The organism is Pseudomonas sp. P7758 (assembly GCF_013386485.1).
GTDB lineage: Bacteria > Pseudomonadota > Gammaproteobacteria > Pseudomonadales > Pseudomonadaceae > Aquipseudomonas.
The window spans coordinates 53,949-78,184 of record NZ_JACARS010000083.1 but is presented as its reverse complement, the minus strand read 5'-3'; the positions used below and the strand labels follow the sequence as shown (position 1 = coordinate 78,184).

At 61.0% G+C, this 24,236-nt stretch carries 32 protein-coding genes; 11 read left to right on the top strand and 21 right to left on the bottom strand.

All coding sequences use genetic code 11. The annotated features are described in order from the left end of the window. Nucleotides 1–71: 71 nt before the first annotated feature. The 5 genes from HX873_RS18915 to HX873_RS18895 all read right to left on the bottom strand — a co-directional run bounded on the left by HX873_RS18915 (nucleotide 72) and on the right by HX873_RS18895 (nucleotide 3,772). On the bottom strand, nucleotides 72–683 hold the full coding sequence (locus tag HX873_RS18915; protein WP_003212608.1) for a LysE family transporter: 612 nt from the start codon (nucleotides 681–683) through the stop codon (nucleotides 72–74). 74 nt (nucleotides 684–757) lie between these two features. Further along, nucleotides 758–1,549, bottom strand: coding sequence for an AraC family transcriptional regulator (locus HX873_RS18910; RefSeq protein ID WP_023658815.1), 792 nt, complete (start codon nucleotides 1,547–1,549; stop codon nucleotides 758–760). A gap of 80 nt (nucleotides 1,550–1,629) precedes the next feature. Next, on the bottom strand, nucleotides 1,630–2,100 hold the full coding sequence (locus tag HX873_RS18905) for an arsenate reductase ArsC (protein ID WP_087693911.1): 471 nt from the start codon (nucleotides 2,098–2,100) through the stop codon (nucleotides 1,630–1,632). Between the two features lie 13 nt (nucleotides 2,101–2,113). Further along, the gene (locus HX873_RS18900) at nucleotides 2,114–3,397 is read right to left on the bottom strand and encodes an arsenic transporter (protein ID WP_003212605.1); all 1,284 of its coding nucleotides are present in this window, start codon (nucleotides 3,395–3,397) and stop codon (nucleotides 2,114–2,116) included. Between the two features lie 18 nt (nucleotides 3,398–3,415). Further along, entirely contained in the window at nucleotides 3,416–3,772 is a 357-nt protein-coding gene (locus HX873_RS18895; protein ID WP_003212604.1) for a metalloregulator ArsR/SmtB family transcription factor, read from the bottom strand. A gap of 177 nt (nucleotides 3,773–3,949) precedes the next feature. Here HX873_RS18895 and HX873_RS18890 point away from each other — a divergent pair, with 177 nt between their 5' ends. From HX873_RS18890 to HX873_RS18880, 3 genes are all read left to right on the top strand, one after another. After that, nucleotides 3,950–4,165, top strand: coding sequence for a hypothetical protein (locus tag HX873_RS18890; RefSeq protein ID WP_003212603.1), 216 nt, complete (start codon nucleotides 3,950–3,952; stop codon nucleotides 4,163–4,165). A gap of 72 nt (nucleotides 4,166–4,237) precedes the next feature. Beyond that, on the top strand, nucleotides 4,238–4,933 hold the full coding sequence (locus HX873_RS18885; protein ID WP_003212602.1) for an AzlC family ABC transporter permease: 696 nt from the start codon (nucleotides 4,238–4,240) through the stop codon (nucleotides 4,931–4,933). After that, complete coding sequence (locus tag HX873_RS18880) at nucleotides 4,930–5,241, top strand: AzlD domain-containing protein (RefSeq protein WP_177123030.1); 312 nt, start codon at nucleotides 4,930–4,932, stop codon at nucleotides 5,239–5,241. The genes HX873_RS18885 and HX873_RS18880 overlap by 4 nt, the downstream gene beginning before the upstream one ends. A gap of 152 nt (nucleotides 5,242–5,393) precedes the next feature. Here the strand turns inward: HX873_RS18880 and HX873_RS18875 are convergent, their stop codons facing one another. Then, entirely contained in the window at nucleotides 5,394–5,654 is a 261-nt protein-coding gene (locus HX873_RS18875) for a hypothetical protein (RefSeq protein ID WP_003212600.1), read from the bottom strand. A gap of 109 nt (nucleotides 5,655–5,763) precedes the next feature. On the opposite strand from HX873_RS18875, the gene HX873_RS18870 reads away from it, so the two are divergent. After that, on the top strand, nucleotides 5,764–6,117 hold the full coding sequence (locus HX873_RS18870) for a hypothetical protein (protein ID WP_087693907.1): 354 nt from the start codon (nucleotides 5,764–5,766) through the stop codon (nucleotides 6,115–6,117). 141 nt (nucleotides 6,118–6,258) lie between these two features. Here the strand turns inward: HX873_RS18870 and HX873_RS18865 are convergent, their stop codons facing one another. From HX873_RS18865 to HX873_RS18835, 7 genes are all read right to left on the bottom strand, one after another. After that, nucleotides 6,259–6,963: a YoaK family protein gene (locus HX873_RS18865; protein ID WP_177117014.1), complete on the bottom strand. Its 705-nt coding sequence runs from the start codon at nucleotides 6,961–6,963 to the stop codon at nucleotides 6,259–6,261. 77 nt (nucleotides 6,964–7,040) lie between these two features. After that, nucleotides 7,041–8,069: a DNA topoisomerase IB gene (locus tag HX873_RS18860; protein ID WP_102369005.1), complete on the bottom strand. Its 1,029-nt coding sequence runs from the start codon at nucleotides 8,067–8,069 to the stop codon at nucleotides 7,041–7,043. A 91-nt stretch (nucleotides 8,070–8,160) separates the two neighbouring features. Then, nucleotides 8,161–9,246 (bottom strand): molybdenum ABC transporter ATP-binding protein, encoded by a 1,086-nt coding sequence (modC, locus tag HX873_RS18855; RefSeq protein WP_177123029.1) that lies wholly within the window; start codon nucleotides 9,244–9,246, stop codon nucleotides 8,161–8,163. Continuing rightward, nucleotides 9,246–9,926 carry a molybdate ABC transporter permease subunit gene (gene modB, locus HX873_RS18850; RefSeq protein WP_177027854.1) on the bottom strand — a complete coding sequence of 227 codons (681 nt, stop codon included), beginning with the start codon at nucleotides 9,924–9,926 and terminating at the stop codon, nucleotides 9,246–9,248. The genes modC and modB overlap by 1 nt, the downstream gene beginning before the upstream one ends. Further along, entirely contained in the window at nucleotides 9,927–10,694 is a 768-nt protein-coding gene (modA, locus tag HX873_RS18845; protein ID WP_003212594.1) for a molybdate ABC transporter substrate-binding protein, read from the bottom strand. 117 nt (nucleotides 10,695–10,811) lie between these two features. Next, the gene (locus tag HX873_RS18840) at nucleotides 10,812–11,876 is read right to left on the bottom strand and encodes a nitronate monooxygenase family protein (RefSeq protein WP_177067372.1); all 1,065 of its coding nucleotides are present in this window, start codon (nucleotides 11,874–11,876) and stop codon (nucleotides 10,812–10,814) included. 110 nt (nucleotides 11,877–11,986) lie between these two features. Then, nucleotides 11,987–12,865 (bottom strand): alpha/beta fold hydrolase, encoded by an 879-nt coding sequence (locus tag HX873_RS18835; RefSeq protein WP_008432499.1) that lies wholly within the window; start codon nucleotides 12,863–12,865, stop codon nucleotides 11,987–11,989. 176 nt (nucleotides 12,866–13,041) lie between these two features. Between HX873_RS18835 and HX873_RS18830 the strand changes: the two genes are divergently transcribed. Beyond that, a complete protein-coding gene (locus HX873_RS18830) occupies nucleotides 13,042–13,626 on the top strand; it encodes an ABATE domain-containing protein (protein WP_087693903.1) in 585 nt (194 codons plus the stop codon). A 6-nt stretch (nucleotides 13,627–13,632) separates the two neighbouring features. Here the strand turns inward: HX873_RS18830 and ada are convergent, their stop codons facing one another. The 5 genes from ada to HX873_RS18805 form a co-directional block, all read right to left on the bottom strand. Beyond that, nucleotides 13,633–14,697 (bottom strand): bifunctional DNA-binding transcriptional regulator/O6-methylguanine-DNA methyltransferase Ada, encoded by a 1,065-nt coding sequence (gene ada, locus HX873_RS18825; protein ID WP_008432501.1) that lies wholly within the window; start codon nucleotides 14,695–14,697, stop codon nucleotides 13,633–13,635. A gap of 76 nt (nucleotides 14,698–14,773) precedes the next feature. Further along, nucleotides 14,774–15,454, bottom strand: coding sequence for a DNA oxidative demethylase AlkB (gene alkB / locus HX873_RS18820; RefSeq protein ID WP_102604914.1), 681 nt, complete (start codon nucleotides 15,452–15,454; stop codon nucleotides 14,774–14,776). Next, complete coding sequence (locus tag HX873_RS18815; protein ID WP_008432503.1) at nucleotides 15,444–16,160, bottom strand: 2OG-Fe(II) oxygenase; 717 nt, start codon at nucleotides 16,158–16,160, stop codon at nucleotides 15,444–15,446. Before HX873_RS18815 ends, alkB begins: the two co-directional genes overlap by 11 nt. An 82-nt stretch (nucleotides 16,161–16,242) precedes the next feature. Then, nucleotides 16,243–16,407: a hypothetical protein gene (locus HX873_RS18810; protein WP_166742130.1), complete on the bottom strand. Its 165-nt coding sequence runs from the start codon at nucleotides 16,405–16,407 to the stop codon at nucleotides 16,243–16,245. Nucleotides 16,408–16,418: 11 nt separating this feature from the next. After that, nucleotides 16,419–16,721, bottom strand: coding sequence for a DUF1883 domain-containing protein (locus HX873_RS18805; RefSeq protein WP_003212586.1), 303 nt, complete (start codon nucleotides 16,719–16,721; stop codon nucleotides 16,419–16,421). Between the two features lie 212 nt (nucleotides 16,722–16,933). Here HX873_RS18805 and HX873_RS18800 point away from each other — a divergent pair, with 212 nt between their 5' ends. From HX873_RS18800 to HX873_RS18785, 4 genes are all read left to right on the top strand, one after another. Further along, nucleotides 16,934–17,284 carry a hypothetical protein gene (locus tag HX873_RS18800; protein ID WP_003212585.1) on the top strand — a complete coding sequence of 117 codons (351 nt, stop codon included), beginning with the start codon at nucleotides 16,934–16,936 and terminating at the stop codon, nucleotides 17,282–17,284. A gap of 219 nt (nucleotides 17,285–17,503) precedes the next feature. Next, a complete protein-coding gene (locus tag HX873_RS18795) occupies nucleotides 17,504–18,130 on the top strand; it encodes a c-type cytochrome (protein ID WP_177035562.1) in 627 nt (208 codons plus the stop codon). Continuing rightward, nucleotides 18,127–19,050, top strand: a complete 924-nt coding sequence (locus tag HX873_RS18790; RefSeq protein ID WP_003212583.1) for a c-type cytochrome — start codon at nucleotides 18,127–18,129, stop codon at nucleotides 19,048–19,050. The genes HX873_RS18795 and HX873_RS18790 overlap by 4 nt, the downstream gene beginning before the upstream one ends. Nucleotides 19,051–19,113: 63 nt before the next feature. Further along, nucleotides 19,114–19,344, top strand: a complete 231-nt coding sequence (locus tag HX873_RS18785; RefSeq protein WP_003212582.1) for a hypothetical protein — start codon at nucleotides 19,114–19,116, stop codon at nucleotides 19,342–19,344. On the opposite strand, the gene HX873_RS18780 is transcribed toward HX873_RS18785, so the two are convergent. Then, nucleotides 19,345–19,629, bottom strand: coding sequence for a hypothetical protein (locus tag HX873_RS18780; RefSeq protein WP_003212581.1), 285 nt, complete (start codon nucleotides 19,627–19,629; stop codon nucleotides 19,345–19,347). 144 nt (nucleotides 19,630–19,773) lie between these two features. Further along, entirely contained in the window at nucleotides 19,774–19,959 is a 186-nt protein-coding gene (locus HX873_RS18775; protein ID WP_003212580.1) for a hypothetical protein, read from the bottom strand. 307 nt (nucleotides 19,960–20,266) lie between these two features. Here HX873_RS18775 and galU point away from each other — a divergent pair, with 307 nt between their 5' ends. Continuing rightward, on the top strand, nucleotides 20,267–21,106 hold the full coding sequence (gene galU, locus HX873_RS18770) for a UTP--glucose-1-phosphate uridylyltransferase GalU (protein ID WP_003212579.1): 840 nt from the start codon (nucleotides 20,267–20,269) through the stop codon (nucleotides 21,104–21,106). 55 nt (nucleotides 21,107–21,161) lie between these two features. Here galU and HX873_RS18765 read toward each other — a convergent pair whose 3' ends face one another. After that, a complete protein-coding gene (locus HX873_RS18765) occupies nucleotides 21,162–21,929 on the bottom strand; it encodes a helix-turn-helix domain-containing protein (protein WP_008432512.1) in 768 nt (255 codons plus the stop codon). Nucleotides 21,930–22,062: 133 nt separating this feature from the next. On the opposite strand from HX873_RS18765, the gene HX873_RS18760 reads away from it, so the two are divergent. After that, nucleotides 22,063–24,201, top strand: a complete 2,139-nt coding sequence (locus tag HX873_RS18760; RefSeq protein WP_177123028.1) for a TonB-dependent siderophore receptor — start codon at nucleotides 22,063–22,065, stop codon at nucleotides 24,199–24,201. The last annotated feature ends 35 nt before the right edge of the window (nucleotides 24,202–24,236 follow it).

Sequence of the window (24,236 nt, the reverse complement as noted above, 5' to 3'; positions counted from 1 at the left end):
GCTTTTCCAAAGTGAGCCGCTGTAAGAGCGGAACCAAAGGCCGCCGTTACCCAAATAACGGATATGCCCCCTCAAATCCCCCGCAACGCCAAAATCGCCAAATACAGCAGCACCACCCCACAAGCCCCATAGCTAACCCTCTGCCACATGGGCGAAGCATTCCGCCGCAGCAAATTGACCAACCCCGCAATCAAAAAACACGACAACACCGAAGCCAGCATAAACCCCGCAAAAAACATCAACGTCTGCCCATGGCTAGGCGCCGCCCCGACTATCCCCGATAACGCACTCCCCAGCGCCCCCCAATAGACAATGTTCTTCGGATTGGCCAGGGAAATCGCCGCCCCCACCACCAGCGCATTCTGCCCGGACCTGGCCGGCGCACTCCCGGCCTCTGGCAAGCGCCAGGCATCCATCAGGCTGCGAATCCCGAGCCAGGCCAGATACAGCCCACAAACGGCCGTCAGCGGCACCCGCACCGACTCATGCTGGATCAACAACGCCATGCCCGTAAGCCCGATCACCGCCCACACGGCATCGCCCACCAGCGAACCGATCTGCACCAACAGCGCAGGGGTAAACCCATGCAGCAGCCCACGGCGCAGCGTCTCCGCCAGCACCGCCCCCGGCGACAGGCAAAACACAAACCCAAACACCAGCGCCGAAAAAAAGATCGTCAACATGCCTGCCTTCCTTCAAGTGATGGCCGGCATTTTAGGGAAGGGTGTGTAAGTCGTCTTGAACCAGATTGCGCTTTTCAGCCCTTGAGCACGCGTTGATAGCGCCCCGGTGTGATCCCGTAGGCCGCCCGGAAATGCCGATTCAGATGGCTCTGGTCAGCAAACCCCAAGGCATGGGCAACCTGCGACGCCGCAACGCCTGAGCGCAACAGCCCCTTGGCGCGCCGGGTACGCAGTTGCATCGCCCACTGGCGTGGACTCAGCCCGGTTTCTTTCTGAAAAGCCCGCAGCAGATGGAATTTCGACAGGCCCAACTCGTCACCAAGGGTCTCGAGTGCCACCGCCTGGTGCAAGTTTTCAGCCAGCAATTCCTGGGCCTTGATCACCAACCCGCGTCCCACCGCAGTGCTGCCCGGCAAGCGGACGCCGCTGCAACCGACGACTTCGCCGAGCAGCACCACCAGGGCTTCCTCACTCAGCTCACGGGCCAGCGGATCGACACTCAACGCGCCTTCAATCGCCCCGGCGAGTTTCATCGCCAACGCCGGCTGGAAGCACAGCGAACGGTCGAACTCCAGGTGCGCCAGACCCAGATCAGCCGCCAATTGCTCGGCAGTCGCATACAAGCTGACAAACCGCCACGGCTGCCCTTCGGCCGCGCCGCCGCCTTGAATCTGCCCCGGGTTGTACAGGGTGATGCTGCCGGGGCCGGCCTCGAAGGTGCGACGATCCAGCCACACCTGTTCCTCGCCGAGCAGGTTGACGCCGATCACGCATTCATCATGGCTGTGGCGGGCAAATGTCAGGCCGGTGCAGGCGGTGCTGCTGACTTCGTAGTTGCCCAGCCAGGCGTGCTGCATGGAACTCATTGAGGGGGCTCGCTGTGACCGTTGCCCGCGAGCATACGCCGGAAAAGACCTTCAGATCGACTACTCGCCCGGCTCTTCGGTTACGGCGTGGCGATGCGATCAAGCTCGGCCTTGATTTCGATGGGACTGAGGCTGGCGAACGGAATCTCGAAAAAAGCCCGGCAGCGCCGTTCAATGATTTCCAGGGTGGCGCGGAACGCGGCGTCGACCTGGGCTTCATCGCCTTGAACATCCGACGGGTCCTCCAACCCCCAATGTGCCTTCATGGCCGGGCCGAAATACACTGGGCAAGCTTCTCCAGCAGCCTTGTCGCACACGGTGACGACGATGTCCGGCGGGCTGCCTTCAAAGGCGTCGTTGCCCTTGCTGTACAAGCCTTCGGTGCTGATGCCGGCGGCCTTCAGCGTGGTCAGGCTGCGTGGCAGCACCTGGCCCTTGGGGAAACTCCCGGAGCTGATGGCCTGGAAACCGTCCGGCGCCAGATGGTTGAACAAGGCTTCCGAGAGAATGCTGCGGCAGCTGTTGGCGGTGCACATGAACAGGACTTTCATCAAGCGAACTCCGTCAGAAACTCAGGCGCAAGGCCAGGGCGGCGAGGGTGATCAACAGTACCGGCAGGGTCAGCACGATCCCGACCTTGAAGTAGTAACCCCAGGTGATGGTGATGCCTTTGCGTGCCAGGATGTGCAGCCAGAGCAAGGTCGCCAGGCTGCCGATAGGGGTGATTTTGGGGCCTAGGTCGCTGCCGATCACGTTGGCGTAGATCATCGCGTCCTTGACCACGCCCACGGCGTGGCTGGCCTCGATGGAGAGCGCGCCGATCAGCACGGTTGGCAGGTTGTTCATCGCCGAAGACAGCAGCGCGGTGAGTACACCGGTGCCCAAAGCCGCGCCCCATACGCCATAGCTTGCGAAGGTGTCGAGCCAGGTCGCGAGGTAGTCGGTCAGCCCGGCGTTACGCAGGCCGTAGACCACCAGGTACATGCCCAGGGAGAAAATCACGATCTGCCAGGGCGCTTCCTTCAGCACCTTGCGGGTGGAGATTTTGTGGCCCTTGGCGGCGATCACCAGCAGTAATATGGCGCAGGCGGCAGAAATTGCGCTGATGGGAATGCCCAGCGGTTCCAGGGCAAAGCAGCCCACCAGCAGGATGCCCAGCACCCACCAGCCGGCGCGGAAGGTGGCGCGGTCGTGGATCGCACTGGCAGGGTCGTCGAGGTCGGCCGGGTCGTAGGTTTGCGGAATGTCCCGGCGGAAAAACCATAGCAATACGGCGAGAGTCGCGGCGACGCTCACCAGGTTCACCGGCACCATCACTGCGGCGTATTCGTTGAAGCCGATCTTGAAATAGTCGGCCGAGACGATGTTCACCAGGTTGGAGACTACCAGCGGCAGGCTCGCGGTGTCGGCGATAAACCCGGCGCCCATGACGAACGCCAGGGTGGCTGCCGGGGAAAAGCGCAACGCCAACAACATCGACATCACGATGGGCGTGAGGATCAGCGCCGCGCCGTCGTTGGCGAACAAAGCCGATACCAGCGCGCCCAGCAGCACCATGTACGCGAACAGTCGCCGACCGCGCCCACGGCCCCAGCGCGCCACATGCAAGGCAGCCCAGGCGAAGAAGCCCGCCTCATCCAGCAGCAGGCTGATGACGATCAGCGCGACGAAGGTCCCGGTGGCGTTCCAGATGATGTGCCACACCACCGGGATGTCGGCCAGGCTGATAACCCCGCACGCCAGGGCCAGGATCGCGCCCATCGTGGCGCTCCAGCCCACGCCCAGGCCCTTGGGCTGCCAGATGACCAAAATGATGGTGAACAGAAAGATAGCAACGGCAACAAGCATGAAAAGCTCTCCGCAGGATCAGCAGCAGGCGCTGGCCCGTTGTGGTCGGTCACCCATGGTTTCCAGACGCTGGGCGTCTGTTTTTAACCAGGCTTGGTTGGCTTGCAGGGTGGTGTCGAGCACTGCCGTCACCCACTCCGGCAAGGCCGGGTTGAGGCGGTAATAAATCCACTGGCCCTGGCGACGGTCCAGCAGCAACCCGCAACTGCGCAGTTGCGCCAGGTGGCGGGAGATTTTCGGCTGGCTGTCGTCCAGAGCATGGATCAATTCGCACACGCAAAGTTCGCCTTCACGCAGGATCAACAACGTCAGCCTGGCGCGGGTGGCGTCGGCCAGGCATTTGAAGACGTTGGGCGGGGAGAAAAGATCTGACATGGTCAGTGCCTTGATACATATGGAAATACGAATATACGTATTTCCATATGTATTGGTCAAACCTTGTTTCGATTGACCTGCGTCAAGTGCCCGACAATCGATGACAAGTGGTTGAAATTAAACTGAAACACAAATGTCCTAAAGTGCCTGCCCATTGGTGATGAAGGAAGAAAACGTGTGACCCGTGCCACTCGCAACCTGCGCAAGACCCTGGATTCCGTCGCGGACAATAACGAAACCGCGGCGTTTGACCTGATGCGCGCCGTCGAAAAGCTCAGCGATGAAGTGCTGCGCCAGCGCCTGCTCAATACCATCCACCGGCTCAACCAGGACGCCCACGAACTGCGCGAAGCCCGGGACGCGGTGGAGCGGGTGTCGGTCAAACTGGCTTGAGCACGATCGTTCAAGACAATCCCTGATACCGCTGGCATGCTTGTCGACTGACTGTCGATGAGCTTGTTGTGTATGCCTAACGCTCTGCCTCTGAATGCCTTTTCCCGTGGCGCGATTGCGATCATTCCATTGTCCCTGGCGTGTGCGCCGTGGGGATTGCTGGCCGGTTCGACTGCAATTGATGCCCAATTCACGCCGCTGGAAGCCCAGGGGCTGTCGACCATCGTGTTTGCCGGTGCCGCACAATTGGTGGCCATCGGTATGGTCAAGAGCGGCGCCAGCCTGATTTCGATCCTGCTGACCACCTTGCTGCTGACCTCCCAGCATTTGCTCTACGGCATGCACATGCGTCCCACGCTGTCGCCGCTCAAACCACGGTGGCGCATGAGCCTGGGCTTTTTGCTGACCGACGAATTCTTCGCCCTGGTGAGCCAGTACGACCGCCAGACCTTCAATCGCTGGTACGCCCTGGGCGTCGGCCTGACGTTCTATATCATCTGGAACGTCTTTACCTTCGCCGGCATCGTGCTCGGCAAAAGCATTCCCGGGCTGGATCAACTGGGCCTGGAATTCTCGATCGCAGCGACCTTTATCGCCCTGATCACCCCGGTAGTGCGCGACGTGCCGACCATCGTCTGCGTAGCCGTGTCGTTGCTGTGCTCGGTTTGGCTGAGCTACCTGCACTGGGAATCGGCGGTGGTGGTGTCCGGTGTGTTGGGGATGAGCGCAGGGTTTGCCTGCAAGCGGCTGGGAGTAGGGCAACAATGATCTTCGTGATGATTTTTGGCATGGGCCTGATCGTGTTTCTTAACCGCTACCTGTTTCTCGAGCCGCGCCTGCCGGTGCGCCTCAATCGCGGGGCGCGGGAGTTTCTCGGGTTTGCCGTACCGGGGATGCTCACCGCCATCTGCGGCCCGATCATTTTCCTGGCTGATCACAAGCTCAACCTGAGTGTGGGCAACCCCTACCTGCTGGCCGGAATCAGCGCCGTGGCGTTGATGTTCTGGACCCGTAGCGTGCTGATCACCGTGTTGTTGAGCATGGCGCTGTTCTATCTGCTCCGCTGGCTGCTCTGACCAGCAAACTCCTGCTACGGGGGGAGCAAAACCAAGGCAAAAAAAAGCCTGCGGGAGGGCAGGCTGGAAGGGAGACTTCTTAAAAATGAGCCTGCCGACTATAGGCGGCGAGGTCTTCCTTCACAGTGAAACAAAGTTCATGAATCTGTCAGCTATTCGATAACCGGGGCGGCGGCTTTCTTGTTGGCTTTCGCCTCGGCCGCCAGGCATTCCAGGGCAAATTGCTCGGTGTAGGTCATCTGGATCGGGGTGCTTTCGCCCTTCACGGTGCGCTCGCCGTCAAGGATGTAGCGGATGCGCTTGTCGGTCACGCCGATGCGTTTGGCGATCCACGAAGGCGTCTGGCCGATGCGGCTGATCAGCTTGTCGGCGTAGTCGGTGGAGGGGTTGTAGCGCTCGGCATTGGGTGTCATGGGGTTTCCGGGTAAAAGCGGGTTCGTAAGTAGGCGGCAGGGTGACGCAATAATCCTTCGGTGTCGCCTGCTAATGGTACAGTCGCGTTTTTTCCAAGGAAGCTTCGGTATGCGGATGGTGGTAATTGGCGCTTTGGTCCTGGCATCGCTGGCCGGTTGCGCGGGCTCGAAGATGAAAGAGGCGCGTACCGGCGCGCCCTACAAAACCCTGGCCTCGGACAAGGCTCCGCTGGTGGTTGCCCAGTGCATCCAGTTCGGCTGGCAGGATGAAGCGGTGTTCGGGGTGGATGCCGGTGGTTTCATGGAGCCTGCACAGGCTGGTGGCTTCACCATCTACACCACGGCAGGTGACTATTTTGTCGACGTGCGCAGTGCCGGCGCCGGCGCCTCCGTCAACTATTACGCGGCCCAGGATGACTATCCGGCCAAGCGCCGCCTGGCGGCACTGGCGACCTGCCTGTAATCCATTCCGTTAGAAAAGTTCAGAAATGCCCTGCGGACAGTCCCGCAGGCATTGTTTTAGTATTTTCCCGCTCACCCGGCGTGACGGCTCTTTACCGGTACAGGGATGTCGAGGCCGGAGCGTCGGGAGGGCAACTGTTTTCTAGCGGGGCATGTACCCCAGGTGCCAGCGCCGCGGAATCTTCAGCGACACCAGCCCCAACAGCGCCGACAGCACCCCGCTGACCAACAGCGCACGAATCCCCATGTGGTGCTCCAGCAACGCACCGATCACCGCACCCACAAACATCCCGGCCCACGGGATCAGTTGCACGCGCCAGCCGTTGCGGCGTTCACCGAGCATCCAGCGGCCCAGTCCGCGACCAAAGCGTGACAGCGCCCCGGTGACATAGGTAAGCCCCACGGGCAACCCGTTCACTTCTTCGACGGCGGCATTCAGCATGCCCATGGCGATGATCGCTGCCAGCAACGCCGGCAATTGATCGGCGAACGGCCAGGCCGCAGCCCCGCACAGCAGGGTGGCGATGCACAGCAACAGGGGCAGGGCGTGGCGCCGGCTGACGCGGCTGACCATCACGCCCAGCGCATTCCCGCCGATAAACGTCGCCACCAGCAGTGTCAGGCGCGCGGTAAGGCCCAGGTCGCCTTCGCTGATCGCCACGGCGAGGCGCGTGGTGTTGCCGCTCATGAACGACACAAAATCCCCGCTGGCCATGAAACCAATCGCATCGGTCATGCCCGCCAGCACGGAAAGGCTGGCCACCAGCAGCAACCCGACACGCCCGCGCCATTTGTGGCGATGCAGCAAGGCGGCGTTGGTGTAGGGCTTCAGGGATGAAGGCAGCATGGGGCCGGGTTCCTCGGTGAGATTATCCGGCCACTACCGTAGGGCGCTTCGTGCTCCGCTGCAATGACTTGGCGCACTTACAGGCGTTCGGCCAGTTGCTCCAGAAACATCGCCAGCCCGACTTCCTCGGCCTTCAAGCCTTTGCGCACTCGGGGCTTGGGCAGTTTCGCCAGTTCGCCCAGGCTGAAATGCTCCAGCACCGCCGGGTGGATGTAGCACTTGCGACACACCGCCGGCGTGTTGCCCAGTTGCTTGGCAACGTTCTTGACCATCTCCACCACATGTTTCCTGGCGTCGGATTCCGGCTGCCACTCAAGCTCGCGCAGCACTGCCAGCGCCAGGGCGCTGCCGGCCCAGGTGCGGTAGTCCTTGGCGGTAAAATCCGCGCCGGTCAGGGTGTGCAGGTAGGCATTCACATCGGTGGAACTGACGGTATGGCGCTCGCCGTTCTCGTCCAGGTACTGGAACAGGTTCTGCCCCGGCAACTCCAGGCAGCGCTTGATCACCGTGGCCAGGCGCCGGTCCTTGACGCTGATCTGGTGCTCGATGCCGCTCTTGCCGCGAAACTGGAACAGGATCTCACTGCCCTTGATATCCACATGGCGGGTGCGCAGGGTGGTCAGGCCGTAGGAGCGGTTGTCGCGGGCATATTGGGTATTGCCGACGCGGATCAGGGTGGCGTCGAGCAGCAGCACCACCGTGGCCAGGACCTTTTCCCGATTGAACCCTGGCGCCTCGATCTGTGCTTCCAACTGTTTGCGCAACTTGGGCAGCGCGCTGCCGAACTGTTGCAGCCGGGAGTATTTGTCGGTGTCGCGCACCTCGCGCCAGCGCGGGTGGTAGCGGTACTGCTTGCGCCCCCGGGCATCCCGCCCGGTGGCCTGCAGATGGCCGCGCGGGTCGGCGCAGATCCACACATCGGTATAGGCCGGCGGCACTGCCAGTGCGTTGATGCGTTTGATTTCGTCGGCATCGGTTATGCGTGTGCCGTCGGCCTTGAAGTATTGGAATTTGCCCCGCAGCTTTTTGCGGGAGATCCCGGGCTGGGTATCGTCGACGTAATGCAGGTCGCGGGGCAGGTCGGCAAGCAACGCAGGGTCGGGCATGGCGCAAATTCCTTGGCAGGTATTTCTGATTGACCGCAGGGTTTTGCGGTCGTGCCAACAAGTTTGCTCCCCCATAGCAGCTGTCGGGCAGTCAGGCCAGTACCGCCACCGCCTTGATTTGCGCCCACAGCGTCTGGCCGGGATGCAGCTGCAACTGGTCCCGCGAGTAACGGGTGATGCGCGCCAGCAGCGGCGTGCCGGCGGCGTCCAGGCTTACCAGCACGTGGGCTGCGTTGTCCGCCGGGATTTCCTGGGTCACCGTCACCGGCAGGCGATTGAGGATGCTGCTGTGTTCCTCGGCCTGCAGGCTCAAGCTGACGTCCCGCGCCTGGATCTTGAAACGCAACGGTTTGCCCAGCGCCAATGGTGCATGGGCCACGCGCATCTGCAATTGGCTCGCGGGCAATTGCAGGGTGAGCAACTGGTAATGCTCGTCGTAGGCGCAGACCGTTCCGTTGATCACCACGCCGGCGTCGTCGCCCAGGGCCATGGGCAGGTCCAGCCGGGCCAGGGTTTCGCCGATGGGACCGCTGGCCAGGGCCTTGCCGTCGCTGAGCAACACGATGTGATCGGCCAGGCGCGCCACTTCGTCCTGGGCATGGCTGACGTACAGCACCGGAATCTCCAGTTCATCATGCAGGCGTTCGAGATACGGCAGGATTTCGCTTTTGCGTTTGCTGTCCAGCGCGGCCAACGGTTCATCCATCAGCAACAGGCTCGGGCTGGTGAGCAGGGCGCGGGCGATGCCGATGCGCTGGCGCTCACCGCCGGAAAGGTGCTGCGGATGGCGGTCCAGCAGGTGGCCGATGCCCAATAGTTCGGTGGCGTGGCTCATCTCCACCCGGCGTTGCTGGCGCGGGATGCGCTTGAAGCCGAACTCCAGGTTGGCCAGTACCGACAAATGCGGGAACAGGCTGGCTTCTTGAAACACGTAACCCAGGGCGCGTTTGTGGGGTGGCACGAACAGTCCTTTGCGGCTGTCTTGCCAGACCTCGTCGTTGATCTGCACGAAACCCTCTTCAGCCCGCTCCAGCCCGGCGATGCAACGCAGGCAGGTGGTCTTGCCGGAGCCGGAATGGCCGTACAGCGCCGTCACCCCACGACCGGGCAGGTGCAGGTCGACGTCCAGGGCAAACCCGGAATACTTCAGTTGCAGGCGTACCTCGATCATCGACATCAGCTCCAGCCCGCCTTGGTTTTACGGCTGGAGTAGAGCGCCAGCAACACCAGGAAAGAAAACACCACCATGGACCCGGCCAGCCAGTGGGCCTGGGCATATTCCATGGCTTCGACGTGGTCGTAGATCTGCACCGAGACGACCCGGGTCTTGTTGGGAATATTGCCGCCGATCATCAGTACCACGCCGAACTCGCCGACGGTGTGGGCAAAACCGAGAATCGACGCGGTGATAAACCCTGGGCGCGCCAGGGGCAGGATCACCGTGAAAAAGGTGTCCCAGGGATTGGCCCGCAAGGTCGCGGCCACTTCCAGCGGGCGAGTGCCGATGGCGGAGAAGGCGTTTTGCAACGGCTGCACCACGAACGGCATCGAATAGATCACCGAGCCAATCACCAACCCGGCGAAGCTGAAGGTCAGGGTGCCCAGGCCCAGCCATTGGGTGAACTGGCCGAAGTAGCCATTGGGGCCCATGGTCAGCAGCAGGTAGAAGCCGATCACCGTGGGTGGCAACACCAACGGCAAGGCCACCACCGCGCCAATGGGGCCGCGCCACCACGAGCGGGTGCGCGACAGCCACAGGGCTATCGGAGTGCCGATGACCAGCAGGATGACCGTGGTCAGCGATGCCAGTTTCAGGGTCAACCAGATCGCGGAAAAATCGGCACTCGACAGCGGCATTTACAGCTCGTAACCGTAGGACTTGATCACCGCGGCGGCTTTCGGACCCTTGAGGTATTCAACCAGGGCCTTGGCGGCGGCGCTGTCCTTGCCCTTGTTGAGGATTACCGCGTCCTGCTTGATCGGGTCATGCATCGAAGACGGTACGATCCAGGCCGAACCGCTGGTGACTTTGCCGTCCTTGTAGATCTGCGACAGCGCTACAAAACCCAGTTCGGCGTTGCCGGTGGAGACGAACTGATAGGCCTGGGTGATGTTCTGGCCTTCAACGAGCTTGTCCTTGACCTTCTCGGTCAGGCCTTCCTTCGCCAGCACCTGGGTGGCGGCCAGGCCATAAGGCGCGGCTTTCGGGTTGGCGATGGACAGGTGCTGGAACTGGTTTTTCTTCAGCACTTCGCCCTTGGCATCGACGTAGCCTTCCTTGGCCGACCATAGCGCCAGGGTGCCGACCGCGTAGGTGAAGCGCGAGCCCTTGACGGTGTCGCCCTCGGCTTCGAGCTTCTGCGGGGTGGTGTCGTCGGCGCTGAGAAACACTTCAAACGGCGCGCCGTTCTTGATCTGGGTGTAGAACTGGCCGGTAGCGCCGTAGGCAGCGACCAGTTTATGGCCGGTGTCTTTTTCAAAGTCGGCGGCAATCGCCTGGATCGGTGCGGTGAAGTTGGCAGCCACGGCCACCTGTACTTCATCGGCATTCGCCGAGGAGAAGCCAAACGCGGCGATCAGGGTGGCGAGGGCCGTGGGGGCCAGGCGTGAGGCGCGAATCATCATCAAGAAGCTCCTTGGGGTTTGCGGCTTGTTAGGCAGAGGGGGACTACCGCTATGTATGGGAATATATAGCGGTTGGCCACTGCCGGTACAGCGCAAAGTTGTCCCGGGAGTTCAGGTTCAGCGTCGGCCGAGTTTTTCCAGGGTTTGCGCGGCCAGTTGCAGCGTCAGGTCATAGCTGGAGATGTCTTTGCCGAGGCGCAGCGCCTGGCCCGACCACAAGTTGCTGAAGCCGGCTTCGTCCTTGGCCTTGAGCGGCATCAACGCACCGCCGGACAGCGGGAACGCCGGCGCCGTGGGGTTGATCGCGCCCAACTCACGCATTACGCGGTTGATGATGCCCCGCGCCGGGCGCCCGGTGAACAGGTTGGTCAGCGCGGTTTCACTGGCCTGGGCAGTGCGCAAGGCATGGTGGTGTGACTTCGAGACGGTGGCCTCGGGGGTAAACAGGTACGCGGTGCCAATCTGCACCGCTGACGCGCCAAGGGCGAAGGCCGCGACAATGCCCCTGGCATCCCCGATGCCGCCGGCCGCAATCACCGGCACGCGCACGGCATCGACGACCTGTGGCACCAGCGCCATGGTGCCGATCTGGCTATTCAGGTCGTCGCTGAGGAACATCCCGCGATGGCCACCGGCTTCGTTGCCCATGGCGATGATTGCATCGCAGCCGTGCTGTTCCAGCCAGATGGCTTCTTCGACGGTGGTAGCCGACGACAGCACTTTCGCCCCGGTGGCCTTGACCCGGTCCAGCAGGGATTTTTCCGGCAGGCCGAAGTGAAAGCTCACCACTTCCGGGCGGAACTCTTCCACCACTTCACAGGCGGCGTTGTTGAACGGTGCGCGGTTGGAGACGGGCGTCGGCGCGTCAAAATCGGCGCCCAGCTCGCGGTAGTAGGTTTCCAGCAGGTTCTTCCACTGAAGGTCGCGGTGAGCATCCGGCGTCGGTGGCTGATGGCAGAAGAAATTTACGTTCAGCGGCCGCGAACTGGCCTGGCGAATCGTGGTGAGTGCTTCGCGCAGTTGCTCGATGCTGAGCGCCGCCGCCGGCATTGAACCGAGGGCGCCGGCCTGATTGGCCGCAATCACCATGGCCGTGCTCGTGGCATTGGCCATGGGCGCCTGAATGATCGGTAACTCGATGCCCAGCAGGTCAAGAATTCGGGTGTCTGGCCAGGTGCTCATGGGACGCTTCTCCAACGGTGGAATGCTGTTCCGTCGTTTTAGCAGGGCCAGGCAGCACCAGGCCAGTCTGTATTATTCACTGGACGAATCCAGTGTTTCATGGGCGGTTATCAGTTGATGGCGTCACCCAGTACTGCATGAATCCGTTGGGCAATGTGCGCGGCGTGGGTTTCCAGGGCGAAGTGGCCGGTGTCGAGTAATTCCACCACGGCATTGGGGTTGTCGCCTTTGTAGGCATGGGCGCCCGGCGGGATGAAGAAGGGATCGTTCTGGCCCCAGATCACCAGCGCCGGCACTTGCGTGGCCTTGAAAAACGCCTGGAACGCCGGGTACAGCGTCAGGTTGTTGCGGTAGTCGAGGAACAGGTCCAACTGGATCTCGTCATTGCCGGGACGCTGCATCAGGAGCACGTCGAGCATGTAGGACTCCGGCGCCACCAGCTCCGGTTGCGACACGCCATGCAGGTACTGATAGCGCGTGCCTTCCAGGCTGATGACCGCGTTGCGAATCACCTCGCGATTGGCCTGGCTCGGCTCGGCCCAGTAGGCCCGGATCGGATCCCAGGCGTCACCCAAACCTTCCAGGTAGGCATTGCCGTTTTGCGATATCAGCGCGCTGACCCGTTCCGGGTGGGCCACGGCCAGGCGCAGGCCCACCGGTGCGCCATAGTCGAACACATAGAGGGCATAGCGACTGAGGTTCAGGGCCTCGACGAAGTGGCCAACGGTGATCGCCAGGTTATCGAAGCTGTAGTGGTAATTGCGTTCGGCGGGGACTTCGGTGAAGCCGAAGCCTGGCAAGTCCGGGGCGATGATCCGGTAGCGGGTGGCAAGCAGCGGGATCAGGTCACGGTACATATGGGACGAACTGGGAAAGCCATGCAGCAGCAGCAACACCGGCGCGGACGGGTCGCCGGCTTCACGGTAGAAAATGCGCACACCATCGGCATCAACGTGCTGATAGCGAACAACCGGGGCTGAAATCGACATGATCGTAGTCCTCTTTGTAACTGGTTAAATTGATTTGTTGGGTTACTGGTTTTGCAGGCTGCGCTTGAAAATGTAACCTGTCAAATTAATTTAATGGGTTACTGATTGACGAATTTAGTAACTATTCAAAAGCGAAATCAGCGGTTACGATGGCGCGGACTTGAAGAGGATTTGCCATGCCCGCCATCACCCCATCCCCGTTGGAACCCTACGTTCTGGCTGATCACCCCGTGCTGGACATGCTCAATACCCGGGCGAATGTCGACGGTGTGCCCTTTGAATTCTGGCAAGGCGATGCCGATGTCGAGCGCTGGCTGGTGCGGCTTGGCTGGGCCGAGGAGGGCGCAGTACCGGTATTTGAGGAGGGGGCATTGCTGGGCGCGGCGCGGGGATTGCGGGAAGTGATCCGCGTGTTACTGGAGCAGCGCAAGGCCGGCCAGCAGGGCGATCCCGGCGCGCTGAATGCGTTCCTGCGCAAGGCGGTCAGTCACCCGCAACTGGCTTGGCCGGCGCCTGGCGAGTTGCGGCTGGAGCGCCAGCGCAAGGTGCAGACTGCCGAGCAGTTCCTGGCGCCGATTGCCGAAGCCGCCGCGACGTTACTGGTGGAAGGGGATTTCGGCCTGGTCCGCACCTGCGAACATCCCGAGTGCGTGCTGTGGTTCTACGACCGCACCAAGGGCCACAAGCGCCGCTGGTGCAGCATGGCGCTGTGTGGCAATCGGCATAAGGTGGCCGAGTTTCGCAAGCGCAAACTGGTGTAGACGTCCTCAGGATTCTGCCGGGCTTTCGCGCTCCAGCAACTGCCGCTTGCGCTCGACACCCCAGCGGTAGCCCGACAGATTGCCGTCGGCGCGCACCACGCGATGGCAGGGAATCGCCACTGCCAGGCTGTTGGCACCACACGCCTGGGCCACGGCGCGATAGGCGGTCGGCGCGCCGATGCGCTGGGCGATCTCGGCGTAGCTGGCGGTGCACCCCACCGGGATTTCCCGCAAGGCTTGCCACACGCGTTCCTGAAACGCAGTGCCGCGTAAATCCAGGGGCAGGTCCAGGCCCAGGGCCGGCGCTTCGATGAAGCCCACCACCTGGGCGATCAATTGTTCGAAGTCGTGATCGGCACCCAGCAGATTGGCGCGTGGAAACTGGTCCTGCAGGTCGCGCACCAGTTTGTCCGGGTCATCCCCCAGCAGGATCGCGCACACACCGCGATTGCTCTGGGCCACCAGAATGGCGCCCAATGAGCATTGGCCAACGGCAAAGCGAATATCCGTATTGGTGCCGCCGGCTTTGTAGTCGCGGGGCTTCATGCCGAGCAATTGGTCCGCAGCCTCATAAAAGCGACTGTTGGAATTGAAGCCGGCGTCGTACAGCGCATCGGTCACCGAGTGCTGGTCCTTGAGGCCGTCGCGCACCTTGCGCGAGCGATGAGCGCTGCCGTAACGCTTTGGCGTCAGGCCGGTCACCGCCTTGAACACCCGATGAAAATGGAACGGGCTCAAGCCGGCAAGGGCGGCCAGATCTTCAAGGGGCGGCAGGGTTTCGGCCTGTTCGATGTGCCGACAGGCCGCTGCCACCAGTTGCGCATGGCGTGCGGCCACCTGGGTCTGGTCCCCCGACGCGCGCTTGTTGGGCCGGTAGCCCGCCGCTTCAGCCTGTTGCGGGGTGTCGAAGAACTCGACGTTCTCCGGGCGCGGGCGCCGTGCGGAACTGCTGGGGCGACAGTACACACCGGTGGTTTTCACACCATAGACGAAGGTCAAGTCGGCCTTGGCGTCACGGGCGACAATCGCGGCCCAGCGGGGGTCTTGTTCGGTGGCGTGGCGCGCGGTCATGGTGGTGGCTCCTGGTTGAAGAATGCCAGGTTAGTCCCGTGGGGCATTCCCATCACTCCGATGCTTGCGGTCAAATTCATCCGGCCGTGCGAAACGTCAGGTTGATGCGCTGCGGCCCCATGACCGGATGCGTGCCGGGCTTGATCGGCATCACGCCGTGAAAGCGCAGGCGGTCCACGCCGCCCCATACCACTACGTCGCCATGGAACAGCGAGACTTTTTGCGTCTTGTCGCTGCGCTCATGGCCGCCGAACAGGAAGATCGCCGGTAAACCCAATGATACGGAGACCACCGGGGCGGCATAACGACGCTCGTTCTTGTCCTGGTGCAGGGACATTTTCGCGCCTGGCACATAGCGGTTGATCAGGCAGGCATCCGGCTCGAAATCGTCGAAACCTGCATCTGCTGCCGCCATCACGGCCAGTTCGCGCAATGCGGCTGGCAGGGCTGGCCAGGGTTGTTGGTTATTCGGGTCAATCGGGGAGTAGCGATAACCGGTGGAGTCGGTCGTCCAGCCCAATTCACCGCAACTGCTTAACGCCGCCGACATGGTAAAACCACCGGGCGTGACCATTTGCCGGAAGGGCGATTGAGCCAATACCCGTCGCAGTTCCGGTAGCAAACGCTCGAGCCAGGGCAGGGCATAGCCCCTGAGGACGTAGGATTGTTCACCGATTTGCTCGCGCCCCGGGGGCTGTTGCAGCGCCTCATCGGCGAACAAATCGGCGGTTGATCCGGGAAGGGTCTTACTGCGCATCGTGAAAAATCACTCCCAAGGTATGCCGGGTACCACTGTGCAGAACACTGACCCCATGGCGCAAGGTCACCCGATGAAACCCCCTCACACTCGGCATGGGTCGCTGATTGACCGCGAAGATTACCGCGTCACCCTGGTTAAGAGGGACGACCTGAGCCCGGGATTGCATTCTTGGCCGCTGCTCCGTCAGCACCAACTCCCCGCCACGAAAGTCCTCTCCCGGCTGCGACAACAGGATGGCAACTTGTAGGGGAAACACATGTTCCCCGTACAGATCCTGATGCAGGCAGTTGTAGTCGCCTGGACCGTATTGCAGCAATAACGGGGTAGGGCGTTGCTGCCCGGCAGCGTGGCAGCGGGCAATGAAGTCGGCATGGTGCGCCGGATAGGTGATCGGCAGGTTCATCTGTTCGTTCCAGCGATTGGCCTGGGGCGCCAGGAACCCATACAGCTGTTCACGCAGCGCGCAGATCGGCGCTGGCAGCGGGTAGCGGAAATATTTGTATTCGCCCCGGCCAAAGCCGTGCCTGGCCATCATCACATGGGAGCGAAACAGTTCGGGTCGGGGGTAGTGGCCGCTCAGTTCAGCGCATTCCTGCTGATCCAGCAGGGCCGGAATCAGTGCGTTACCCTGTTCATCAAGGGCTTGCTCGATGGCGGCCCAGTCCAGCTTGGCCAGGCGTTCATGCAGTGGAGTGGAAGGCATCGACAAGTTCCTGTGGCAGCGCATTAGGGCTGCCAGTCTAGAAAGTCGTCAGCGTCAGAACACTCCGATGCTTGCGCTCGAATTACAGCGCCTTGCTCACATTGATGTCGGTAATCTCATCGCTGGCATCGTGGATTTTCGCCAGGGCTTCCTTGGCTTCCTCCACGCTGCCTGCTTGCAGTTGGGCGAACTCGAAGCGGCGCTCACCGTTGAGTTTGTACTTGATCACATATTTGGTGGTAGTCACGGGCATTCCTGTCAGCTCAGTTTCGAATTGGTGCGGCGCACAATGCGGATCTTGTGGGACAACGTCGGCTTTTTGGTCACGCTGATGGCGCGGCGGGTCACGACGTCCAGGGTGATGTTCCAGAACCCGGTGCTGGGCGCAGTGATTTTTGCCGGGAACTTGTCGAACGCGCCGCCGTGGTAAGTATGGCGGCCGCCGTTCTTGAAGCTGCGAAAGTTGGCATCGCTCATCAGGCGGATGTTGCAGGTTTGCGAGCATTCAATGACGACAATATCTCCTTCATTGAGGTGCTCACGCTGGTGGATGAATTTCATAAGGTGTCTCCAGAAGGGCTTTTTCTGAAAAATCAGAACGATACGTAGGTTAAGATGGAGTTTATCAGCCCCAGCAAGTTTATTATCGGACCGTCGTCGACGACTTCGACAATTTAAAACAGTTATTTACCGAGTTATCAGGGATAAATCCTACGTGGGCGGGAGAAAAATACCTTCTTCGCTGTCGTAGGGTCTTTATCGGAGGTTTTTATATGAAGTGGAGTGTGTTGGTTCTGGCCCTGGCGTTGGGTGGATGTGCTTCGGTGGCGGATATCAAGCAGACCCCACCAACGCTGGCAGTGATCTCCGGGAAAAAACCACAGGAATACGCGGCGTGCGTTGTCCAGAAATTGTCTAAAACCCGCAGGCCTTCGCAGATCGAGCCTCACAAGGATGGTGTTCAAGTTATCGTACCGCAGAAGTTTTCTGCCGACCCGTCGGCCATTTTTGAAATTGAAGAGCGCTCCAGCGGGAGCAGTATCAAGCTCTACGAGAGCATGTCCAATGTGCCTATTCGTCCAGGTGACGTGAAGGCTGCGGGGGAAGCGTGCATTTCCGGCTGAGTCTGTAGCCGCCCACCTCGAATCCGATCAAGAAGCCCGACCCTGCTGCCGCAGCGTCGGGCTTTTTTGTGCGCGATGTTCAGTACACCGTCCTTTTGCTCGCGGATGAGTGTTGTCGCGACCGGGCCATTGCCCTACCATTTGTAGGCTTATGCCTAATTCGCCTAAGCATATAACTATAAAAATGGAGTCGTGATGATGTCTATGGAACGAGTTCTGATGGGTAGCGCGTTGTTGCTGATGTTGGGCAATGCCCACGCGCTGGAGGGGAAAAACGTTTATATGCAGGGCGGCTCGCAGCCGGGAGCTGCGCCGTGCGTGGCCTGCCACGGGGCTGATGGCCTGGGGCTGGCAGCCGCGGGTTTTCCGCGTTTGGCCGGTTTATCGGCGGTGTATTTGCGTAAGCAGCTGCAGGATTTTAAAAGTGGCGCCCGGAACAGCCCGGTGATGCAGCCACTGGCCAACGCCCTCACGGAAGAGGAAGTCAGCGCTGTAACCCGGCAGCTGGCGGCAATGCCTGCGCCCGCACCTGTGCCGGTGCACCGCAGCGAGATGCCTACTGACGCTGCGCAAAAGATTGCCCTGCAAGGTGCGTGGGAGCGCCAGATTCCGGCCTGTGTCAGCTGTCATGGCCCGGCCGGCGTGGGCGTCGGCGACGGGTTTCCACCCCTGGCCGGACAATCTGCGGCCTACCTCGCGGCGCAGTTGAACGCCTGGCGCAGCGGCACGCGCCATAACGATCCGAATGCTCTGATGGGCCATATCGCCAAATCCCTCAGCGCTGAAGAAGTGCAGGCCGTGGCCACCTATTTTGCCTCGTTGAGCGGCCAGGAGGCCAAGCCATGAAGCGCTTCTTGTTTGCTCCGCTGCTGGGAAGCCTGATCGGCGTACCCGTCCATGCCGCCCCTATTGCCATGGAAGACCAGTCACAGTTGCAGCCAGCCGGCGCTCATGGGGCTGCCGTGCAGTTCCAGCCGCCCAAAGAAAGCGAGCTGCCGGACAACGCCTACGGCAAGCTGGTGAAACAGGGCTACGCGCTGTTTGTCGACACCAAGCGCCTGGCGCCGCAATTTGTCGGTAATGGCCTCAATTGCAGCAATTGCCACCTGGACCAGGGTCGCCTGGCCAATTCGGCGCCGCTGTGGGGTGCCTACCCGATGTACCCGGCGTATCGAAAAAAGAACGACAAGGTCAACACCTTCGCCGAGCGTTTGCAGGGCTGTTTCCAGTTCAGCATGAATGGCGGCACGCCACCGGCTGCAGACAGCCCGGAGATTACCGCGCTGTCGGTATATGCCTACTGGCTGGCGAGCAAGGCTCCCTTGGGCGTCGAACTGCCGGGCCGTGGCTACCCGGACGTGCCGGCACCCGCCAAGGGTTACGACCTGGCCCAGGGCGCAGAGGTCTACAAGGGCCAGTGCGCGGTGTGCCATGGCGCCGAAGGCCAGGGCCAGAAAGTGGGCGACAACTACGTGATGCCGCCGCTCTGGGGTAAAGACTCCTACAACTGGGGCGCCGGGATGCATCGAATCAATACGGCAGCGTCCTTCATCAAGCACAACATGCCCCTGGGCCAGGGCGGCAGCCTGACCGACCAGCAAGCCTGGGACGTGGCGGCCTACGTCAACCGTCACGAGCGTCCTCAGGACCCGCGCCTCGTGGACGGCTCCGTGGAGAAAACCCGGGTGAAGTTCCACGCCAATGACGGCGTCAATCTTTACGGGCAGACGGTCGATGGCGTACTGATTGGCCAAGGCATCCGTTAAACTGTCGATAACCCATAAAAAATGCCGCTGAATCAGCGGCATTGTCTTTTCGGAAACTCAGTCATGAAGCGTGAGCAAGTCAGGGAACAGCATGCAGGGGGGCATATTTCTGCGACCCATGTGATTCAAAATCCCGCGGATACGGGCGAGTGGATCGTGTTCTTCAAGAAGAGCGGCGGTCGCAGCTACTTCCTGGTGGATGACCAGGATGAAGTCGAATCCTTCTCCCGCCTGGACGACTTGATCGAGACCATTCGCGGCCTGGGCATCAAGTTCGCCGAAATTCACATGTAATTATTTGCAGACCACCGTCACGCTGCGGGTCTTGTAGTTGCCGACATCCTTGCCCAGGGTCTTGTCGCTTTCTTTCAGGGCCGGTGTGCCTTCGGTGCCGACAATCCGGTAGCCGGTGCCCGCGCAGGACGCATCAGCCTTTTCATAACAGCTGGCCCAGGAGTTGGCTTCGCCGGAGCAGTCGATGGCCAGTCCTTGTTCGCCGTTCTTCAGGACCGTGTCGGAAGTGGTGGTGCAGCCACCGGTAAGCGCCAGTACCGCAATCAGTGCCAGGATCTTGTTCATGTAGGAGTCGTCATCAGGGTGTTGGAGGGGAGCGCTGACACTGTCGTGGGGCGTTACAGGCGAGATTATAGCGAACCGCCATCAACGTACAGACAAACACAAAAAAGCCCCGTCAAACGAGGCTTGATTGGCGTTACCGCGGTGTTACTTGGTTTTCGGACGCTTGCTCGACGCGTGGCCGGCCTCATCCACAAACACTTCGGCCACGGCACAGGCTTGAGCTTCGGTCGCGAATGCGCCGGCAACGCTGTCGCCATGGAAGTTGATCAAGTGCCAGCCGTCCGCTCGCTTGGTGATCAGGTAGCCGTTCACGCCTTTTGGTTCTGACATCTATCAATCTCGTTGTCTGGTTCAAGGGCATAATGATAGCGCCAAATGGCGTGGGGCGGCGCAAGTTGTTGCAGGTCAGTGCCGATCGCCATAAAGCATGCTAAAAAGGTTGGAGCCCTTTGAATGACGGGCACAAGCCGACGATTTCTAACAGCGGCGAAGGTACTTGATTGAATGCCGGCGGAACTTACGCCGACATTTTTTCTCTATGTTGACATCGCAACGCCAGCAGGACCCATTGTAAGGTGACTGCGGCCTGATTAGACTGCGCCGAATTTCGTACGCACAGCCCTTTGTAAGGACTCATATGATCAAGAAATGCTTGTTCCCAGCAGCCGGTTACGGCACTCGCTTCCTGCCAGCGACCAAGGCCATGCCCAAAGAAATGCTGCCGGTGGTGAACAAGCCACTGATCCAGTATGGCGTGGAAGAAGCACTGGATGCCGGCCTGAACGAAATCTCGATCGTGACCGGCCGTGGCAAACGCGCCCTGGAAGACCACTTCGACATCAGCTACGAGCTGGAAAACCAGATCAAGGGCACCGACAAGGAAAAATACCTGGTCGGCATCCGTAAGCTGCTCGACGAGTGCTCGTTCTCCTACACCCGCCAGACCCAAATGAAAGGCCTGGGGCACGCGATCCTGACCGGTCGTCCGCTGATCGGTGACGAACCGTTCGCCGTGGTACTGGCCGATGACCTGTGTGTAAACCTGGAAGGCGACGGCGTCCTGACCCAGATGGTCAAGCTGTACCAGAAGTACCGTTGCACCATCGTCGCGGTTCAAGAGGTCGATCCTCAGGAAACCAACAAGTACGGCGTGATTGCCGGCGACGATATCGGTGATGGCCTGATCCGCGTACGCGACATGGTTGAAAAGCCAGCGCCGGAAGATGCTCCGTCGAACCTGGCGATCATCGGCCGCTACATCCTGACCCCTGACATCTTCAAGCTGATCGAAGAAACCGAGCCAGGCAAGGGTGGCGAGATCCAGATCACCGACGCCCTGCTGAAGCAGGCAAAAGACGGTTGCGTGATTGCCTACAAGTTCAAGGGTCGTCGTTTTGACTGCGGTGGCGCTGAAGGCTACATCGAAGCGACCAACTTCTGCTACGAGCACTTCTACAAGACTGGCAAGGCTTACTGATTCATCGTTGCCAGCCCGTTGAAAAAGCCTGCGAGTCGAAAGACCGCAGGTTTTTTTATGCCTTGCCCAAATAGCGGCTGGGGGCTTCGCCCAGTACCCGCTTGAACATTGCACCAAACACATTGCCGTTGGCATAGCCCATGTCCCGTGCAATAGCCCCCAATGGTCGGCCCTGGGCTAACTGGCAAACGGCTTCGGCAATCCGTAGCTGCTGGCGCCATTGGTTGAAGCTCAGCCCGGTTTCATCCCGAAACCGCCGGCGCAGGGTGCGCACGCTGGCGCCGATAGATTCACTCCAGTCTTCCAGGGTGGCCGGGTTCGCCGGGTCTTCCAGAAGCATTTCACACACACTGAGCAGGCGTTTGTCCCGGGGCAATGGCAGGCTGCAGCCTTCGGTTTGAGTCGCGGATATCAACTGGTGCAGCAGCAATGGCGTGAGCAGGGCAGTGTGGGCGTCGGGTGCGAGCATGCCCAGAATCAGCTCCCGCAGCAGCGGCTCTACCCTGATCAATCGGCAGGATTGCCACGCCGTGGGTAATTGATCGCTTTCCACGTACAGTGCGCGCATCGCAACCTCACCGACCATGTGCAATTCATGGTCGACACCCGGCGCAATCCAAAAGCCGTATGCCGGCGGGACGGTCCAGGCGCCCATGCGGGTCAACACCCGGATCACGCCTTGGGTGGCGTGCACCAGTTGGCCATATTCATGGCTGTGCCAAATCTCTCGTGCGCCATCGACATAGTCATGGGCCCGAACCCGTAATTCCTCGCTGGTGCTGCGAGCGGGCGCCCCAAAGCGTTTACGCCAGATGTTGTCCAATCAAGAATGATTCCTGAGATGTAGGTTGGAACGGTCATTAATTGACCCGTGCGCGTAGAAGAATGACCGGATCTTTAACGCGATTCAATATTAAATAAGAACGATTAACAAAAAGACTTTTCAAGGAATCGTCATGTCCGGTGCGTTGTCTTCTCCTCCGTTTTACCTTTCCAGGCTGGCGCTGGTGGTGTTGGCGCTTGCTCCTGTTGTGTGGGCCGATGACGCGCCCATCGTGTTGAAGGACACCGCGGTGACAGCCGCCGAGGCCGAGCCGGCAGACGGCGTGGTGCCAGGCTATGTGGCGCGCAACACCACCGTGGGCACCAAAACCGGCGCGCCGATCGTGGAGACGCCGCAATCGATCTCGGTGGTCAGCCGCCAGCAGATGGATGACCAGGCGGCGCAAACCGTCGACCAGGCATTGCGCTACACACCAGGGGTTTACTCCCAGGATAACGACCTGCGGTTTGACCAGTTGAGCATTCGCGGCTTCGATGCCGACTCCTACCTCGACGGGCTCAAGCTCAATCGCACGACCTGGTTCGCTACGCCTCGGGTCGACCCTTGGTTTCTGGAGCGCATCGACGTGCTGCGCGGGCCAGCTTCCGTGCTGTACGGCCAGAGCGGGCCGGGCGGCCTGGTGGACATGCAGAGCAAGCGGCCGACGGATGAGCCACTGCACGTGTTGCAAATGAGCGTGGGCAATGACAACCGCTATCAGGCCGGCTTCGATTTTGGCGGGCGCCTGGACGAGCAGGGCGATGTGACCTATCGGCTGACCGGGCTGGGCCGCATGGCCGATACCCAGACCGATCACATCAAGGACCAGCGCATCGCCATCGCGCCGGCCATCACCTGGAACATCGACGACGACACCAGCCTGACCCTGCTGGCCAACTATCAATACGACCCGGAAGGTGGGCTGTTCAACCCGGTACCCGCGTATGGCACCGCGCTGCACAACCCGAATGGGCGCTTGCGCCCCGATGATTACCTGGGCGACCCGGACCGCGATCGCTTCAAGCGCAATCAGTTTTCCCTGGGCTACGCGTTCAGCCACCGGTTCAACGACACCTGGAGCTTTCGCCAGCACCTGCGCTATATGCATGATGACGTCGACTACTACCAGACTTCCCTCACCGGGCCGCTGGACGCCAACCTTGCCACCGCGCCGCTGTGGGCCAACGTCAATCATGAGCACCTTGGCCAGTTCGCCCTTGATAACCAGTTGCAGTCCGACTTCAGCACCGGCCCGGTCAAGCACACTGTGCTGATGGGGGCGGACTTCCAGCGGCTGTTGCAGACCATCAACCGGGGCGGTCAGTATTTCCCGAGTGCGATCAATATCTACAACCCCGACTTCAGCGCCTTGCCGAGGGGGCCGGTGTCCATCAACCAATACACCACCCAGAGCCAGTTTGGCGTGTACCTGCAGGACCAGCTCAGCTTCGACCATTGGCGCTGGCTGATCGGTGTGCGGCAAGACTGGGCGCGTACCTACGACAATCAGGACAGCGCGTTGACCGGCGCCAACCTGAGCAACACGCGCCAGCACGACGAGAAACTCACCTGGCGTTCGGGCCTGAGCTACGTGTTTGATAACGGCGTTGCGCCGTATGTCAGCTACAGCGAATCGTTCCAGCCGCAACTGGGCACTGACCGGCTGGGCGCGACATTTGTGCCGACCACCGGCAAGCAGTACGAAGCCGGCGTTAAATACCAGCCTGTGGGCTCCCGCAGCCTGTACAGCGCGGCAGTGTTCGACCTACGTCAGCAAAACGTCCTGACCACCGACGATGTCGACCCCAATTTTGCCACCCAGAAAGGCGAAATCCGCTCCCGCGGCATCGAGCTGGAAGCCCATGCCGAGGTCACCTCGAACCTCAGCCTGATCGGTTTTTACACCTGGATGGACCAGCGCATCCTCAAATCCAATGACGGCGACCAGGGCGAACACCCGACCGGCATCCCGGGCAAGAGTGCCTCGCTGTGGGTGGACTACACCTTCCACGACGGCCCGCTGCAGGGCGTCGGTTTCGCGGCGGGTGCGCGCTACTTCGGGCCGAGCTACGGCAGCGCCGACAACACGCTGGAGGTGTCATCGCGCACGCTGTTTGATGCCGCGGCGCACTATGACGTGCAGAACTGGCGCCTGGCCCTCAACGCCAGCAACCTGTTCAACAAGGAATACCTGGCCTACTGCAGCAACGGTTTCCTTTGCTACTGGGGCGCAACCCGTTCGTTGCAGGCCAGCGCGACGTATCGCTGGTAAGGCGCTGACCTCTGGCGCGGCAGCAGGTATGCTGT